The organism is Streptomyces sp. LBL (assembly GCF_029893585.1).
GTDB lineage: Bacteria > Actinomycetota > Actinomycetes > Streptomycetales > Streptomycetaceae > Streptomyces.
On the sequence record NZ_JARXYX010000036.1, the window covers coordinates 39,372 to 55,887 of the forward strand.

The 16,516-nt window shown below is 68.5% G+C and carries 17 protein-coding genes; 11 read left to right on the forward strand and 6 right to left on the reverse strand.

What is annotated here, in order from left to right; genetic code table 11:
* Positions 1–89: 89 nt before the first annotated feature.
* On the reverse strand, positions 90–2,003 hold the full coding sequence (locus tag M2271_RS34460) for a CocE/NonD family hydrolase (RefSeq protein WP_280891361.1): 1,914 nt from the start codon (positions 2,001–2,003) through the stop codon (positions 90–92).
* A 234-nt stretch (positions 2,004–2,237) separates the two neighbouring features.
* On the opposite strand from M2271_RS34460, the gene M2271_RS34465 reads away from it, so the two are divergent.
* Positions 2,238–3,812 carry an AbgT family transporter gene (locus tag M2271_RS34465; RefSeq protein ID WP_280891362.1) on the forward strand — a complete coding sequence of 525 codons (1,575 nt, stop codon included), beginning with the start codon at positions 2,238–2,240 and terminating at the stop codon, positions 3,810–3,812.
* Positions 3,813–3,833: 21 nt separating this feature from the next.
* Positions 3,834–4,964: a DUF5937 family protein gene (locus tag M2271_RS34470; protein ID WP_280891363.1), complete on the forward strand. Its 1,131-nt coding sequence runs from the start codon at positions 3,834–3,836 to the stop codon at positions 4,962–4,964.
* A gap of 608 nt (positions 4,965–5,572) precedes the next feature.
* Here M2271_RS34470 and M2271_RS34475 read toward each other — a convergent pair.
* Positions 5,573–5,842, reverse strand: coding sequence for a WhiB family transcriptional regulator (locus M2271_RS34475; RefSeq protein ID WP_280891409.1), 270 nt, complete (start codon positions 5,840–5,842; stop codon positions 5,573–5,575).
* Positions 5,843–6,529: 687 nt separating this feature from the next.
* Positions 6,530–7,477 (reverse strand): RNA polymerase sigma-70 factor, encoded by a 948-nt coding sequence (locus M2271_RS34480; RefSeq protein ID WP_280891364.1) that lies wholly within the window; start codon positions 7,475–7,477, stop codon positions 6,530–6,532.
* An 855-nt stretch (positions 7,478–8,332) separates the two neighbouring features.
* Between M2271_RS34480 and M2271_RS34485 the strand changes: the two genes are divergently transcribed.
* Positions 8,333–8,941: a hypothetical protein gene (locus tag M2271_RS34485; protein ID WP_280891365.1), complete on the forward strand. Its 609-nt coding sequence runs from the start codon at positions 8,333–8,335 to the stop codon at positions 8,939–8,941.
* Positions 8,942–9,089: 148 nt separating this feature from the next.
* On the opposite strand, the gene M2271_RS34490 is transcribed toward M2271_RS34485, so the two are convergent.
* Both M2271_RS34490 and M2271_RS34495 read right to left on the reverse strand, forming a co-directional pair.
* A complete protein-coding gene (locus M2271_RS34490) occupies positions 9,090–9,731 on the reverse strand; it encodes a sigma-70 family RNA polymerase sigma factor (protein WP_280891366.1) in 642 nt (213 codons plus the stop codon).
* Between the two features lie 359 nt (positions 9,732–10,090).
* A complete protein-coding gene (locus tag M2271_RS34495; RefSeq protein ID WP_280891367.1) occupies positions 10,091–10,330 on the reverse strand; it encodes a hypothetical protein in 240 nt (79 codons plus the stop codon).
* A gap of 377 nt (positions 10,331–10,707) precedes the next feature.
* Between M2271_RS34495 and M2271_RS34500 the strand changes: the two genes are divergently transcribed.
* The 8 genes from M2271_RS34500 to M2271_RS34535 all read left to right on the forward strand — a co-directional run bounded on the left by M2271_RS34500 (position 10,708) and on the right by M2271_RS34535 (position 15,272).
* Positions 10,708–11,082 (forward strand): cupin domain-containing protein, encoded by a 375-nt coding sequence (locus M2271_RS34500; RefSeq protein WP_280891368.1) that lies wholly within the window; start codon positions 10,708–10,710, stop codon positions 11,080–11,082.
* A gap of 68 nt (positions 11,083–11,150) precedes the next feature.
* Complete coding sequence (locus M2271_RS34505; RefSeq protein ID WP_280891369.1) at positions 11,151–11,645, forward strand: ATP-binding protein; 495 nt, start codon at positions 11,151–11,153, stop codon at positions 11,643–11,645.
* Between the two features lie 403 nt (positions 11,646–12,048).
* Positions 12,049–12,183, forward strand: coding sequence for a hypothetical protein (locus tag M2271_RS34510; RefSeq protein ID WP_280891370.1), 135 nt, complete (start codon positions 12,049–12,051; stop codon positions 12,181–12,183).
* A 76-nt stretch (positions 12,184–12,259) separates the two neighbouring features.
* A complete protein-coding gene (locus M2271_RS34515) occupies positions 12,260–12,661 on the forward strand; it encodes a DUF1003 domain-containing protein (RefSeq protein ID WP_280891371.1) in 402 nt (133 codons plus the stop codon).
* A gap of 72 nt (positions 12,662–12,733) precedes the next feature.
* Entirely contained in the window at positions 12,734–14,089 is a 1,356-nt protein-coding gene (locus M2271_RS34520; protein ID WP_280891372.1) for an NAD(P)/FAD-dependent oxidoreductase, read from the forward strand.
* A gap of 306 nt (positions 14,090–14,395) precedes the next feature.
* Positions 14,396–14,647, forward strand: coding sequence for a hypothetical protein (locus M2271_RS34525; RefSeq protein WP_280891373.1), 252 nt, complete (start codon positions 14,396–14,398; stop codon positions 14,645–14,647).
* A gap of 74 nt (positions 14,648–14,721) precedes the next feature.
* The gene (locus tag M2271_RS42645) at positions 14,722–15,111 is read left to right on the forward strand and encodes a hypothetical protein (RefSeq protein ID WP_348539217.1); all 390 of its coding nucleotides are present in this window, start codon (positions 14,722–14,724) and stop codon (positions 15,109–15,111) included.
* 29 nt (positions 15,112–15,140) lie between these two features.
* Positions 15,141–15,272 (forward strand): hypothetical protein, encoded by a 132-nt coding sequence (locus tag M2271_RS34535; RefSeq protein WP_280891374.1) that lies wholly within the window; start codon positions 15,141–15,143, stop codon positions 15,270–15,272.
* Between the two features lie 23 nt (positions 15,273–15,295).
* Here the strand turns inward: M2271_RS34535 and M2271_RS34540 are convergent, their stop codons facing one another.
* The gene (locus M2271_RS34540; protein ID WP_280891375.1) at positions 15,296–16,177 is read right to left on the reverse strand and encodes an RNA polymerase subunit sigma; all 882 of its coding nucleotides are present in this window, start codon (positions 16,175–16,177) and stop codon (positions 15,296–15,298) included.
* Between the last annotated feature and the right edge of the window lie 339 nt (positions 16,178–16,516).

The following is a 16,516-nucleotide window of genomic DNA, read 5'->3' on the forward strand; positions in this document are numbered from 1 at the left end:
GTCTCAGGTCCGCGGAGAGTCCCGCCGCCGGGCGGGGTTTTCGGGTCTCGCCTGTTTCGTGTCTCCGAGGCGACGTCGCCCTGCCGTCGCTAAGCGAGCGCGTCCGCTCCTCCTTCCAGCCACACGCGCAGGTGGGAGGGGTGTTGGGCATCCATGTGCACGGTGTTCGCGGCTATGGCGGTGCGGCGGGCGGCGGCCTCCGGCTCGTCGGTGTTGGTGTTGACGTCGAAGCGGGGGAAGTTGCTGGAGGAGATGTCGAGCCGGATGCGGTGGCCGGCGGCGAAGCGGTTCGCCGTGTCGGGGGCGGTGACCTCGATCTCGTACACCTCGCCCGGAGTGAGCAGCTCCGGCTTCTCGTAGGAGCGGTGGAAGCGGCAGCGGACGATGCCGTCGGTGAGGTTCATGGCGAAGCCGTGCGGGTAGTCCGGGTTGGGCGGATGGACGTCGATCATCTTGATGGTGAAGTCGGTGTCCGGGGCCGTGGTGGAGATGTGGAGCCGTGCCGACACCGGGCCGGCCAGCACCACGTCCCGCTCGAGCGGCGGCGTGGTCAGACTGATCACGTCCGGGCGGGAGTCCAGGGGCAGGTAAGGCTCACGCGCCCCGTACACCCGGGCGTCCGGGGCGTTCTGGTCGTATGCTCCGCCGGTCATCACCGGCTCGCCGGAGGTGACTTGGCCTCCCATGGTGGGTACCGGGTGGCGCGGGTCGAAGTCGTAGGTCACCGACGCGGCGGCCTCCGCGGGCGGGGCGAGGGTGAGGGCGCCGTCGGTGGTGAGGTACAGGGCGACGGGGGCCGTCGACGCCGGCGGCCACTGGGTGTCGGTGCGCCATGCGCCGCCGTGCCGCATCCGCCCTGCCGCATCCCGTCGGCCGTCACCGCCGCCCATCAGGAAGTACTGGACGGCGGCGAGGTCTCCGCTCTCCGGATTCCCCTCGTCTTCGCGGCCCAGCGCGCGGTCGAACCAGCGGCGGCGGAATTCCAGGTAGGACGGGGCGAGGTTGCCGTCCAGTGTCGCCCGCGGACCGAAGTCCACGTCTGCGGCGTACGTCTCACAGCGGTGCCCGTGCGTCCACGGGCCCATGACCAGGTAGGAGGGTGCCGACTTCAGCTCCCGCAGGGTGGTGAAGTTCTCGATGGTGGAGCGGACGTAGGGGTCGTACCAGCTGCCCATGTGCAGGCTCGGCGCGTCCGGGAAGCGCTCGTAGAAGCCTCGCCCGTAGATCGCCGGGTTGCGGTAGTAGTCTCCGAAGGTGTCCTGCCGCCACTGCTCCAGCAGGAAGTCCTCGTACGCCGACAGGTGCCGCAGCGGTGTACAGCCCGGCCGCCACGGCATCGCGCCGAACCAGCCCGTCACGTCCACCCGCAGCAGTGCCTCGGACAGCACCGGATCCGCCGCGGCCTCCGGGCTCCGCACCGCGTGCCGCAGGGCCCAGGTCACCTGCTTCAGCTCGAAGGCGCCGCCCATCCGCATCCCCGCGTCGTACGCGGAGGAGAAACCGCCCGAGTCCTGGAACATGGCGGCGAGTCCCTTCACCCCCTCGGCGGCCGCGGCCGCCTGGACGTGGGCCGAGTAGGACACCCCCGTCATCACGACCCTGCCGTCACACCACGGCTGGTTCCTGAGCCAGGCAATGGTGTCCGCCCCGTCCAGGCCCTCGCCCAGATACTTCACGAACGTTCCCTCGGAGTCGCCGCGGCCCCGGCAGTCCTGCCGTACGACGTGGTAGCGGGCTTCGGTGAAGTGCCGGGCGATGTCCTCGGGTCGCGGGACCGGCGCGTCGCTGCGGTCCTGGTCCGAACCGCGCTGCTCGCGCCGGCCGTACGGCGTGCGCTCCAGGAGCACGGGAAGCGCGGTCGCCTGCGGCTCGGGGGAGGCGGAGTACAGGTCGGCGGCGAGATGGATGCCGTCCCGCATGGGGATGCGCAGGGATCGACGCCACAGGGCACCGTCCTGGAGGGGTTCGGGCCGACCGGTGCGGGAGGTGTCGTACGAGGTCACTTCCGTGACGCTAGGCAGTCGCCCACGTCATTGCGATCACTTGACGTCATCAGGTCAACTGTTCCGCCGGACGGTGACGGGATCGAACAGGGGACCTACTGTGCAGCGCAACCCAGCAACGCCCCGTGTGCCATCGCGACGGATCGTGCACGGCTCTGGGCCACCGCTTCCCACCCCGCGTCCGCGACGCGGTCGCGTCGTGCCCTCGTTTCACCGTCCCCACAGGAGACCGCCATGCGCACACCCGAAAGCCGCACCCAGGAGGTGCAGGCCGACGAGCCCGACGAGGGGGGCCGTGGCTCCCGGCTCCTCGACCTGGTCGAGCGTGCGGGAAACGCACTGCCGCATCCGTTCTGGCTGTTCTGGATCCTGGGTGGGGTCGTCGCCCTCGTCAGCTGGGTCCTGAACGTCTCCGGCCTGCAGGTCGAGGACCCGTCCTCGGGCGACCTGGTCGGCGTACGCAGCGCCCTGTCGGCCAACGCCGTGCGGGACCTGATCACCGGCGCCGAGGAGTCCTTCGTCACCTTCGGCCCGCTGGGCACCGTACTCATGGTGATGCTCGGCGTCGCGGTCGCCGAGCGGTCGGGACTCTTCGAAGCACTGGCCCGCCGCATGCTGTCGGGCCTGTCTCCGCGCGCGGTCGTCCTGGGTGTGGCCCTGGGCGGCGTACTGGGGAAGTTCCTGTCCGACTCCGCGTACGTGGTCCTCATCCCGCTCGGGGCGGTGGCCTTCCGCGCTGTGGGCCGCTCTCCCATGCTCGGCATGATCGTCGCGTTCGTCTCCATCAACGCCGCGGGTGACGCCAACCCGCTGATCGCCCCCGGTGACGCGCTGTTCGCCTCCGTGGCCACCGAGGCCGCGCAGCTCGTCGACAAGGACGTCGTGGTCCGCGCGACGGACAACATGTACTTCACCACTGTCTCGGCGTTCGTGCTGGCCGGCACCATCGCTCTGGTCGTGGACAAGATCCTCGCCAGGCGTGAGCACCACCTGATCCCCGACGCGGACCTGGAGGCCTCCGCCGCACAGCAGGTCGTCGCCGCCGGCGTCGACGACGCCACCGAGGTACGCGCCCTGAGGATGACCGGGCTGGCCGTGCTCGGCTACGCCGCGCTGATCATGCTCGCGATGCTCCCCTCCTCGTCGCCGCTCCGTGGCGAGGGGGGTGCGATCGTGGAGTCCACCTTCATGAACGCCATCGCCGTCTTCCTCACCGTCTTCTTCCTCCTCATCGGCGCCGTCTACGGGCGGCTCACCGGGCGGATCAGCGGGAGCCGCGCGATACCGGAGTTCATGGCGGAGGGAGTGCGCTCCATCGCGCCGCTCCTGGTGCTCTTCTTCGCCGTGTCCCAGTTCCTCGCCCTGTTCAAGTGGACCAACATCGCCACGGTCGTCGCGGTCGAAGGCGCGGACTTCCTCAAGCAGTTGGGCGCGCCCACTCTGGTGCTGTTCTCCCTGCTGATCGTCGCGGTCGCGCTGATGAACCTCCTCATCACCTCCGGCTCCGCCCTGTGGGCCCTGGTCGCCCCGGCACTGGTACCGATGCTGATGCTGCTCGGCACCAGCCCGGCCACCACCATGGCCCTGTACCGCATCGCCGATTCCTGTACGAACTCCATCACCCCGATGAGCACCTCGTTCATACTCTGTGTCGGATATCTGCAGACCCTCCGTCGTAAGGCCGGCATCGGCACCCTGGTCTCCTTCACCCTGCCCATCGCCATGATCATGCTGGTGGTCTGGGTGCTGCTGTTCTTCGTCTGGTACCTGCTCGGCATCCCGCTCGGCCCGGGCGCGCCGGTGCGCTGAGCTCCGCCGTACGCTGACAGCGTGAGCATCGTCCTCGACCTCGGAGGGCTCGGCCCGGCGGACGTCGCGGTCGGCCCCTCCCCGCTGTCGGAACTGATGGCGAGCCTGCACGTGCTCGCCGAACCCGAACACCACCCGGAGGCCGTCGTCTGGGCGGCCCGCGCCGCCGCGGCGGGACCCGAGCTGGGTGACGAGTTGTCGATGTTCGCTCCTCTGTGGGCCCGCTTCCGCTGCCGCCTGTTCTTTCCTCGTACGGTGCCCCTCGCGGCGAGCCTGGACGAGGAGCTGGCGGCGATCGCGGATCTGCGGGCCGAGGACTTCCTCGAGCTGGTGGCGCCCGGAATCCTCGGCACCACCGCGCAGTCCGTGCCGCCCATTCGCGAACTGCGCGCCGGCACCGCGGCCTCACAGGACTACGAACGCCGCTGTCTGCGCCGCTCCTACGCCCGCGGTGAGCTGGCGCGACAGTTGGTGACAGCACCGCTGGAGCTGCGGGACCGGCTGCTGGCGGTGCTGCGCGCCGCCGACATCGCGTTCTTCGCCGAGGACTGGCGCACCCTGCGGCCGCCTCTGGAGGAGCACGCGCGGGAGGTACGTCGTCGCCTGTCGGCCCTCCCCCAGCGTTCGGCCGGGGGGACCCCCATCTCGCTTCGCTCGCCCGCGGATGTGCTCACCGAGCTGCTGCCGACCGCGGCCCGGGTCGGACCGGGGGAACGGGTACGGCTGGACAAACTACAGATCGACGAGGTGAAGGTGGCCCCGCGCCCACTCGTCCTCGTCCCGTCCGCCCGGGTGTGGCCGCATCTGACCGTCAAGCACGAGCACCCGTCGTGCGTGGTGGTGCAGTACGCGGCGCGCGGCACCACCCCGGCCGGGGAGCTGACCCTGCGGGATCTGCACCACCGGCTGATGGCGCTGACCTCGCCCGCCCGGATGGAGCTGTGCCGCCATCTGCTGGGCGAGCCCATCACCACCTCGGAGCTCGCCGCCCGACTCGGGTCCAGCGAACCGCAGGTCTCCCGCGCTCTGCGGACTCTGCGCGACGCCGGCCTGGTGCGCTCCACCCGGGACGGCAAGCTGGTGCGGCACCGGCTCGCCACGGACGTCATCCAGCGACTGGGCCAGGACGTCCTCGCAACCGTGGCCCGGTGAACGGTCCCCAGACGCTGGGTGACGAGCAGCGCGGGCGTCGGCTGGGCGACGGTGTCACCCACTGCCGGACGGAAGTCCGCGAGCACCCGGGCGGGCCAGATCCAGGGAACTCCCCCACGGTTGGATCGTCAACCAGGGCATCTCCGGCAATCGGCTCCTCACCGACGGCATCGGCCCATGGAGGACGGCAAGCCGCTCGCCGCGATGGACGCCGCGGACATCGGCCGGAGTGTTCTCCCCCTCTTCAAGGACGGCGAGCGATTCATCGGCGAGACCGTCAGCGTGGCCGGCGACCACTTGGAGCGCTCGGTGGTCATACGGACTCGACACTCACATGATCACCAGCATCCATGCCTGTTCTGCGTCAAGGGTCGCTGCCAACAGAAGCTGACAAGACGTCACATCCGGTGCTCAGCAGGCGAACCGCCCACCTCAAGACTTCTCAAGGACCCTGGACGTGGACCCCGGCAGGGTCGTCCTCCTCGCGATGGGCGGCCAGGACGACATCGGTCCCCGTGACGGCTGCGGCTGCGGTGCGGCCGGTTCGGAGAGCCCCACTGTGAAGCTGTTCCGTCGCGGGCCAAGGGGCAGCCGCGGTGCTGGAACCGTCACACCACCGTACTGACCCTGATCCCGGCCGCCAGTCGGGCCTCGAGTCGCCTTATCGCACGACGTTCGCTCTCCGTGGTGCCGCCCCAGATGCCCTCCATCTGCTCCACCCGCACGGCCCAGTTGAGGCACTGCTCCATGACGGGGCAACGACGGCAGATTGCCTTGGCTTCCTCGATCTGTTCAAGATTCGGCCCGCTGTGTCCTATCGGGAAGAACAGATCAGGATCTTCTACGTACAGGCAAGCTGCCCGTTCGCACCAGCGCATGACATGGTCTCCTCGTTCAGCAGCCATGGGAGAACCTCCAAAGTTCGTCATTCGGCATGGAGGCCCCGGAATTCGGTCATGGTCCTTCTCGTCCCGGTGAGGGGGTACCGGGGGCTGTCAGATGAGACCGGGCAACCGGCCCATGTGTGACATACAGCCGCGTTCCGCATAGCACGGCAGCGCCCCTCGTCCTCATGATCACTGGGGCTCATGTCACAAGATCCGCGTGAACACGGTCTAACGGATTGAGCCGAGAAATACGTGAGGTGTTGTGCGCGAGAGCTCAGCCATCGACTATTGACGGCCCCATGCGGGAGCAGGGCATGGAAGGTGGCACCCCACCGGGGCAGAGGGAGGATGCCGTAATGATCACGCTGACGTGGTGCCGATCGCCGAGTTGTTCGAGGAGCGTCGGTATCTGCTGGATGTCGCCTACTGGATGCTGGGCACTCCCGGTGAGGCGGAAGGTGTTGTCGATGAGGCATAGGTCTGGGTCACCCTGAACCCCGACAAACTACGCCCCTGGAACCAACCCCCGCCCTCCGGTGGCGGCCTGGTGGATCGGCTGGTGGACCGGTTGGTGTCCAGCTCTCCGTGCCGGTGAGCCCACACCCACAGGCCAAAGGCTCCGACCGGCGTCCGGTTCGATCCCCGTGGGTGTGAGGCGCTCACTCACCGCACGGGCCCTCACACTGCCGTCGTCGCACACCATCCGATGCGGGGCCAAAAGGCGGCGGAGAAGCGGGAACGTGAAGCAATGAATGCGGCGATCTTGCTGGGGTTGAACACCCACATCACCTGGTGGATGCCCTCCTTGGAGGCGGCGACGTGGAGCAAGGCGATGGGCTCGCCGTCCCGGTAGATCATCGCACCCGTACGGCCGTTGGCATCGACCCACACGACGTCCGCGTCCGGCCACAATCGCCGATAGACCGCCAGTTTGGCCACGCGTGCACGGCCCAGCACCGGTATACGAGCGCAAGCCCGCATGCCGTTGCCGTCGGACAGACTGACGGCATCGGGGGTGAGAAGGGCTTCCAGCGAAGCCACGTTCCCCGTTTGAGCCGCTGAGACGAAGGCGTTCAGAAGGCGTCTGTGCTCCGCGGTGTCCACGCTCTCGCGCTGCTCGTCCGACAGGTGCTTGCGGGCACGGCTTACGATCTTCCGCACGTTGACGAGGCTGAGCCGGAGGATCTCGGCGATCTCGGGATAGGTGTAGTCGAAGGCCTCGCGCAGTACGTATGCGGCCCGCTCTGCGGGGGTCAGCTTCTCCAACACCAGCAGCAGAGCCATTTCCAAGGCTTCTGCGCGCTGCGCGCCCACCTCCGGGTCCGAGCTCGTGTCGACGGGCTCGGGCAGCCATGGCCCGATGTAGGTCTCCCGGCGCACGCGCGCCGATTGTGCGACGTTGATGGCCAAGCGAGTCGTGGCACTCGACAGGAAGGCCACCGGGCTGGCCACTGCGGAGCGGTCGGTCTTCTGCCACCGCAACCACACTTCCTGGACAACGTCCTCCGCCTCGACCGCACTGCCGAGCACGCGGTAGGCGATTCCGAAGAGACGTCTCCGGTGCTGAACGAAGACAGAAACAGCCTCTTCGAGGTCACTTGTCGTAGAGGACGGTTCAACGTGCATGATCTTGGGGTCTCCGTTTTCTCCGGGCGCGGCTGTCCAGGGGCGCAACCACGCAGTTTCCGCGTGGTTGCGGGCGCTCCGACCAGCGGTCCCAGGCCCATCCCCTGAAAGCCGTGGCGCTGCCGGACACAAGGCGCTGCACGGCTTGTTCGGCTACTGCGGCAACTATGGTCACTAAAAGTCACGTCCGCCCCATCGCATCTGCTTCATAGACCGGGCCCGGCCCGCTCCTGTGACAGAACTGGAGCGGAGAAATGTCATGGGCCACCGTCTGAGAGGTCGGCCTCAGGAGACACGGAAGGAGGACCCGCTCCCCAGCAATGACACTAAGTATTGACATGTTGTTGAACCGTTGGGATCACCAACGCGACAGCCGGTCAACACGGCAGCTGACTGGCATCGACGTCACTGACCGGTCCCGCGCGTCGACACCCGAGTCGGGAGCGACAGGGCGTGGGCCTGGCATTCGCTCCCCTATCCGATGACCGCGACACGCACCGACCTTGCCGTCGCCAGTGTGTCCGCGGCAGCCTCCGACGCACTGCGCCTGCTGCACCGCGCATCTGACGCGACCGTGCTGCGATGCGGACTGTCCGCTGGCGGCCGTGTGCCTTCATACCCTTCGCGTCTACCACAGACAGTGGCAACAATCGGTGCCATACCGTTCAGCGCGCGCCGAAGGGACCTCAGCTTCCTCCGGCACCACGGCGACCTGCCCTTTGAGCCATCTGATGCATCCACATTCAGAACGGGTCACTGCATATGATGTCAAGGGAAGCCGTACCCGCGTTCAGACCGAGCGTCACCGCACGTGAGCCGGGGCGCTGCAGCGAGGGTTGAGGATGAGAGGAACACATGGTCTCTGCAGCCCGCACAGCGCACAACATTGAGATCACCGCTGAGAGCCTTCAAGAGGACCTGGCCCGCCTGCAGGTCCAGAAGCAGGCGCTGGAGAGGGAACTGGCCGCGGTCGTGGCGCATCTCGGCTCGGTGCAGCGGGCCCTCAGCGCTCTCGAACCTCTGATGCTCAACCCAGCCGCTGCGTTGACGGGTACGGCCGGTGCTTCAGCCGCGTGGCAGGGCCAGACTTCGGCCACCGCCGAACCGCAGACGGACAGTGCCTCCGCCGAGCCTGCGGACACCACAGCGAAGGCGGCCGCACGGCGGCGGAAACCGCAGGGGGGCAAGGGCACTGCACGTCCTGTCGCCGCCGGCTCCGACACGCACGGGCAGAAGGCATACGGCAAGCTCACTGAGCAGATCATGGCGTACTTCGCCGAAGTCGGCGATGTCGACGTGCGGGCCCGTGATGTCGCCGCGGCTCTCGGCCGTGACACCGACAGCGGAAGCATCAACGGCATCCGCAGCACCCTCGACCGCATGGTCGGCGCCTCCCGTGTCCAGCGGGTCGGCCGGGGCCTCTACCGCGCCAAGCATGAGGGTGGCGCAGTCGGTGTGCGGTGAGTCCCGCTCGGCATCGCTCTGACGCGGGCCGCCACGCGCTGATGAACTGGTAAGAGGTGGCGTGCACACTGACGGTGCTCCGGTCGATACCGCCATCCAGGTCGGGAATGCGGGTTGGACACGACGAGATCCCGCACTCCCAGGCGCATCACACCAGCGTCGACGACGCACTCGCCGCGCGCGACACCGGCCCGCAGGTCGATCGGTGCTCGGCGTCTACGGAAAGGACCCGTTCCAACTGCGCAAGGTCACCGGACTGTGCTGCTACCAAGAACGCCTGGACAAGCCGCCGATGCGCGACCGAATCCACGGGCTGCCTGCGTCGGTTCTGAGCGAGACGCTCCTGGGCACGTGTGACCTGCTGCCTCGTATTGGCGACGCTGAGGCACAGGATCTCGGAAATCCGGCTGTGCGGGTAGCCGAAGCCCTCCCGTAGCACATACGCGGCACGTTGCCTCGGCGTCAGTGCTTCCATCAGCAGGAGAACCGCTCGCTCGACGGCGTCCTGCCGCTCGGCCGCCGCCTCCGGGGTTGTACGGGTGTCCAGCAACTCCGGAAGCCAAGGACTGGCGCAGGATTCTCTTCGTCTCCAGGCGGACTGGACGACGTTGATCGCCAGCCGGACAGTCGTCGTCCTGAGCAGCGCCGGCGGGTTCAAGACGACCGTACGATCTGTACCCTGCCACCGAAGCCATGCCTCTTGGATGACGTCTTCGGCCTCGCTCGCGTTCCCGACGATTCGGTTGGCGATCTTGAGCAGTCCGGGCCTGGCACGGACGAACACCGCCATCGCGTCGTCCAGGTCACCGATCGTCGGGGTGGCCGTCGTACCCGCCATCTCCCGACCTTGCCTTGATTCGACGAGGTGTGCGTCCACGATCGGCTCCTGTGCTCCGTGGGTCAGCGGCTCGATGGCCGCTGACGACAAACGTCGCACCGGGGGGCAGCCGATCGCGCCCTGGAAGGCCGTGGGCGGCTTCGTGGTCGTACCGTGGTCGGTCCGTGGCCCGAGCTTCCAGAGCAACCCTGACCAGCGGCGATACGGGGCATGGCGAGGCCGGTGCGTAGTTCGGCCAGGGCACTGTCCCACGGTCGTCGCGCTCCCATTGACGGTAGGCACCGTTGTGGTACTGAAGCCGGCACGCGCCGTCAGCCGGTGCCGGCGCCCGGCGAGTCGGCCGACGGACGTACGTCGTGGAGTGCGGAGAGCGCGGCGGCGAGCTTGCCGCGGCTGGTGATGCCCAGGCGGGGATAGATGCGGTACAGATGGGCTCCGACACGGCGGCGCGGAGTTGCTCGCGAGCCATCTCGGCCCAGGGCCGCGCCGATCGGCGAGTGGCTGCCGGTCGGCCTCGTCGGCGAGCAGTTCGAGTACGGCGAGCGCGACACGGAAGATGTGGGGTTCGGTCTGGGTGGCGCTGAACGCGTCGACCAGCGCCGTCCGGTGCGGGACGGCAGCTTCCCGATGCCGTCGGCGGCCGGTTGCAGCAGCAGTTGCAGAGCCGCGAACGCGCCGCCGGTCAGAGACTGGCCGCCGGGGATGAGAGCAGTTCGTGAAGGCGGGCGAGGTTGGCCGCGCCGAGGCGAGTTGCTTGAGTCATTCGACTGTGTCCCGGACGTCGTGGGCCCGTCGTGTCACAGATGGGGGCCGTGTCCGGTCTCCTCCTGTGAAGCAAGTTGGATCGACGGAGGTGTGACACGGTGTTGGAGATGGAATCAATGGGCGGGCACGGCGAGCACGGGGACCAGGAAGGACCGGCCCCAGGATGCTTGCGGACGTCAGGCCGCCCTTCGTGCCGGAGGGCGCGTCGGCGATGACCGTGCTGGTCGAGTGGCCTCCGGGGCACTCCGGGACACCACCGCACCGGCACTCGGGGCCGTGTTTCGGCTATGTCACCGAAGGCGCCGTCCGGTGGGAACTCGAAGGCGAGCCCGAGCGTGTGATCAAGGCCGGTGAGACGTTCTGGGAGCCGGGCGGTGAAGTGATCCACTACCAGAACGGCAACGCCCTGTCGGACACGCCGGCCAAGTACGTCGTCGTCATGTTGGGCGCGCCCGGTCGGCCGATGCTCACGCTGGTCGACGAGAAGGAGCTGGAGGAGCGGGCCCACCTGCGCGCCCCGCGGCCTTCCGCCGACTGAACCACGGCCCGGAGACGGAATCCGTCACATCAGTTCTCGAGGGGGCCACGGTGGCCGGTGATGGTTCGGTGCCGCGTAGCACGGTCGATGCACTGGTAGGACGTGACCGGGAGCTGGAGTTGCTCCGGTCGTTCGTCGATCAGGTGCTCGGCCGCGGCGGGGTGCTGCTGCTGTCCGGGGAGCCGGGCGTCGGCAAGTCCGTTCTCCTGGATACCGCGGCGGAGGCGGCGACGGCGGCCGGCGCGCTGGTGCTGCGCTCCGTCGGCGTCGAGTTCCTCGGGGATCTGGGCTTCCCCGGACTGAACCGCCTACTCGAACCGTTGCTGCACGAGTGCGACGGGCTCGACCCGGCGCACCGCGAGGCCCTGACCGTCGCGCTGGGCGCGGGTGACGGTGCCTCAGTGGATCGGCTGGTCGTCCACGGGGCCGTACCGGCGCTGCTCCGGTGGGCCGCGAGCCGACGGGCGACGAAGCCCAGCACCGCCGAACTGGCCCGGTCGAGCCAGGCGAGGTCGTCCACGACGATGAACTGTCGCGCACGGCCCACCACCTCCGGGGGCTGACTTCCATCCGCTTCCGACCGCACCGTGTCACTCGACGGTTCGGGCACGGCCCTGCGTGGTGCCGGTTTGGGACGGTGCTGCGGCCATCGTGAGGGCAGGTGTCCCGCAGGGGTTCGGGGCAGCCGTTCGAATCGCGAGCCGAGTGACATGGGTACTCCGTACGTTGCGCTGTCCTTCCCGCTGCACGGCGGGAAGGCTTGGGCTCACCGTGCACCCGGCCCGCGAGGACGAACACCAGTAACGTGACAGCACGGCGACTCACGGGTCATTTGACTGATGGTGCGAGCCCACGGGGCCTCGCAGAATCGTGATGTCCCTGAATCACACTGGCGGGCGCACGGCGCAACACACCGTGTGCCCTCCGAGCCCCCTTGATCCCACCGGTTTACCGAGCGGTGATGTGATGAGAGAACCCGACCGTTCCACTCTGGTGGTGTGCCGGATGCTGGTGCGCCTGGTCGTCGCCGAAGGAGCGGACCGGCCCGTGATGCTTGATCTGTCCGCAGCCGTCCACCACATCCTGAGGAACCCCAGGTGAGTCGCGTCGACAGAGGTCTTCCGAGCCGAGGTCACAGACCCCGTCCCCGGCGCGCAAGCACCCTGCCTATCTCGCGGTGCAGAAGGAGCGCGCCGAGGACGTTCAGTTGCGGATCGCCGACTGGATCACCCGGTTCGCCGGATCGATGCGGTTCGTCTACATCCACATGGTCCTGTTCGCAGCGTGGATGGTCGGGGTGGAGAAAAGCCCGTGGCAGACGCTCACGCTGATCGTCTCGCTCGAGGCCATCTTCCTGTCCACGTTCGTGATGATCGGCCAGAACCGACAGGCCGAGTTCACCCGCAAGAAGGCCGACCACGACTACGAGGCGCAGGAACTCGAACTGCGTCGCAACACGGAACTGACGGAACTCGTACACACGCTCACCATCGAGATCCACAAGGCCGTGAACGCCGGGGCCATTGGCGAAACGGCCACGGGCGACAACGCGAAGCAGATATCCAAATCCACTGTCTGAGTCGCCCTTGCGTGTCACATCCGCGCGGCCTGCGTGGTCTACGTGGTGACGGACAACAAAGCAGAGGGAATCATGCGAGAGATTCTGATCGTCGGCGGCGGCTACGCGGGCTTCTACACCGCATGGGGCCTGCAGAAGAAGCTGCGTCCGGGCGAGGCGCGAGTCACGGTGGTCGACCCGCGCCCGTACATGACCTATCAGCCCTTCCTGCCGGAGGTCGCGGCCGGTTCGGTGGAGGCGCGTCACGCCGTCGTCTCGCTGCGGCGGCATCTGAGTCGTACCCGGCTGATCGCGGGGACCGTGACCGAGATCCGTGACGCGGACCGTACAGTGACCGTCCGCCCGGTGCGCGGAGACGCCTACGAGCTGCGCTACGACATCCTCGTGGTCACCGCAGGCGCTGTGACCCGCACCTTCCCCATCCCCGGACTGGCGCAGCGGGCCATCGGCCTCAAGCACGTGGAGGAGGCCGTGGCGATCCGTGACCGGCTGATGACCGCGTTCGACCAGGCCGCGTCGCTGCCGCCCGGCCCCGAGCGGCGAAAACTGCTCACCGTCACGTTCGTGGGAGGCGGGTTCTCCGGCGTCGAGGGCTTCGGTGAGCTGCTGTCGCTGGCGACCGCCATGCTCAGGTCATATCCGGAGCTGAGCATCGACGACGTGTCCTTCCACCTGGTCGAGGCCCGGGGCCGCATCCTGCCCGAGGTGAGCGACAAACCGGGCGCCTGGGTGGTGCGCCACCTGGAACGTCGCGGCGCACATGTCCACCTGAACACGCAACTGCTGTCCGCCGAGGACGGCCACGTCGTCCTCTCCGACGGCGAGGAGTACGACTCCACGCTGATCGTCTGGGCCGCCGGAAACGCCTCGAACCCGGTCGTGCACAACCACACGGACCTGCCGGTCGATGAGCGCGGCCTGCTCCTGGTACGCCCCGATCTGCGCGTGGGCACGGACAGCGAGCCGGTGCCGAACGTGTGGGCGGCCGGGGACGACGCATCCATTCCCGACCTGGCCTCGCCGGTGCCGGGCGCACGCACGGTACCGAACGCCCAGCACGCCGTGCGGCAGGGTCGGCGCCTCGCCAAGAACCTTTTGGCCGACCTGCGCGGGAAGCGAGTCCGGAACTACCGCCACAGCAGCCTGGGCGTGGTGGCGACGCTGGGCCTTGGGCGGGGCATCTTCCAGTACAAGGGCATCGTCATCAAGGGATACCCGGCGTGGCTGATGCACCGCGGCTATCACGTGCTGGCGGTGCCCAGCTGGGAGCGCAAGATCCGCGTTCTGGCGGTCTGGCTCACGGCGGCTCTCACAGGCCGGGATCTCGTGTCCCTCGCCTCCGTGCAGCACCCGCGGGATGCCTTCGTCACGAGTGGGCGGACGCAGGGCGCGGGTGCCGGCCGTACGAAGGAAGGCAGCACGGCATGACCATGTGGAGTTCTCGTTTCCCTCGGGGGTACGCCATGGCCGCACGTGACGAGGCCGCCCGCGGCCTGACCGACATCGAGGGCTTCCTGTATCAGGAGGCTCATGTGACTCCTCCCCCTCGTGAACGAGGGGGCTTCTCCCTTGGGATACAAGCCCCGCAGGACGGCCAAGCCCTGACCGCTGCCGAAGCAGATGTGCAGCGTACTACACCGCTTCGCGGGTCCGAGACCAAGGATGCGTTTCCCTCCCCGGCTGAAGCCGGGGGATACCCACGCAAGATCAGAGATGGGAGCGACGCGCCGCCGCGTGGCGGACCTCACCGCGCGCGTGGAGGGGCTCACCTCCGAGCAGAAGCGGGACATCGGGCAGTGGTACGTCGACGAGCAGGAACACGTCGCCCACATGGTGACCGACCACATCGCCGAGCGCGTCGAGGCGATGGAAGCGCAACACCACGTTCGGATCCGGCAATGGCTGCGGGGAACACTTACCGCGATGGCGCTGATCACCCTGGCGATGATCGCGTGCGTCGTGGTGATCGTGGGATCGTCGCGTTGACCGGCGCGCGCCGCCGCACAGGTCCTTGGTCCTAGGAACGCCATGGGCGATACAGGCCACTGCCGGCGCGCTGGATGCGGGAGGAGGCGACGAGGCGACGAGGCGACGAGGCGATCGAATGTGCTGCGGACCGCGTTGATGCTTCCGCTGTCGGCGTCACCGTCGAGCGCCGCCGCGACCTCACGGGCGCGTACGCCGACGTCCTCGACCTTGGAGAAGTGCGCCGTGATCTGCTCGGTGAGCCTGCCGTACTGCTTGTGCGCGTCCTCGTCGTCCGTGCGCGCGGCGGCAGGCGCGGTGCGCTCGTCCACCGGGGCATCGGCGGCCGAGGCGACCAGCACGCCGGCCAGAGCGGCGAGGGCACGCCCGACCGACCCGAGATGAGCCACGACCGCGGCCAACTCCCTTTCCAGCGCCTGCTTCTGGATCTGTGGCCGGGCAAGTTCCTCCTGAAGTCCCTCTAGTCCACCAGGACGGCCGCATCCTCGCTTTCATGACCGCGACCGTCTCGGAGCAAGGCGTTCACCAGGTGCTCCGGGTGTTCACTCCGAGCGAGATCGCCACCTTTCTCGATGCGCGTTCCCCTTTGACGACGTCGTCCGGCGCCGTGCCGCACGGTGTGTGAACGGCGGCGGCGTGACGTCCTCTTCACTGTCCCGGGCTCTCGTCCGGGTCGGCGCCACCGTCGGCACGGGGCTGGTTCCAGGACCACAGTTTGTCGGGGTTGAGCATGACCCAGACCTGGGCGACGCGGTCGTTCGCGACGTCGAGGCTGATGACGGCGGCGACCTGGCGGCCGTAGCGGGCGACGAGGCCGGTCCGGCCGTTGACGGAATGGGTGGCCAGGGTGGTACGCGGGCGGCGGGCCAGGAGCGTCAGCAGACTGCCGGCGACCGGTCGGCTGCCGTGGACCGGTCCGGTCAGAGCCCGTAGCTTGCCGCCACCGTCGAAGAACGCCGTGACGTCCGAGCACAGCAACGACGTGAGCAGCTCGCCGTCCTCGGTGACGCACGCCCGGCGCACGGCGCGGGCGACGGCGTCATGCTGCTGCGGTGTCGTGGAGCGGGTCCGCTGCAGCCCCAGCCACTTCCTGGCCCGGTCGGCGAGCTCGGCGAGCTCCGGCTCCGACCGGCCCACGATGTCGGCGACCGTGCGGGGGGCCATCCCGAAGGCGCGGAACACGAACGCCGCGCGCTCGTCCGTCGACAGCGACTCCAGCGCGTTCAGCACGACCCGGCCGGCCTCCGCCTCCGACGGCCGTGCAGCGTGCCCTTCTGCGTGGCCGACCGCACCCCAGCCGGGCAGTGCGAGTCGGGACAGGCAGATCCCGCCCACCGTCTTCGCCAGCCAGGACCGCGGAACGGTGACCGGTCGGCGCGCCGCATCGGACAGCCCGTACCACCGGTGATATGCCTCGTCGACGACGCTTTCCGCCGCACCCGGGTCGCCCAGCATCCAGCGGGCGACATCGAGCAGGAACCGACGCTCCTCCCACAGCTCGGCGATCGGCACCGCGTCGCCCTGGTCCATACGGCATCCTCCCTCTCGCTCGCACGGCCCCGTACATGGCAGGGGCGTCGGCTTACCCCTCAAGACCGGGAACTCCCGGATCTTGTGACACCGGCTCCTGCGGCCTCGTGTCACACATACGGCGGCTGCCGGGCCGTTTCGTTACCGAAGGTGCCGTTATGTGTCTACGCCGCGACCGAGGGTGACCAATGCCCAAGGATGCGGTATCTGCAACCAGCCCCTAAGCTTCACTCTGCCGCTGGTCAAGCAGGCCATGGTTATTCGGGTGCCGACGGCGCGACAGCAACAAACAGCAACGCCGAACGCAGCCGGCCACCGACCGCACTCACCGACGCACCC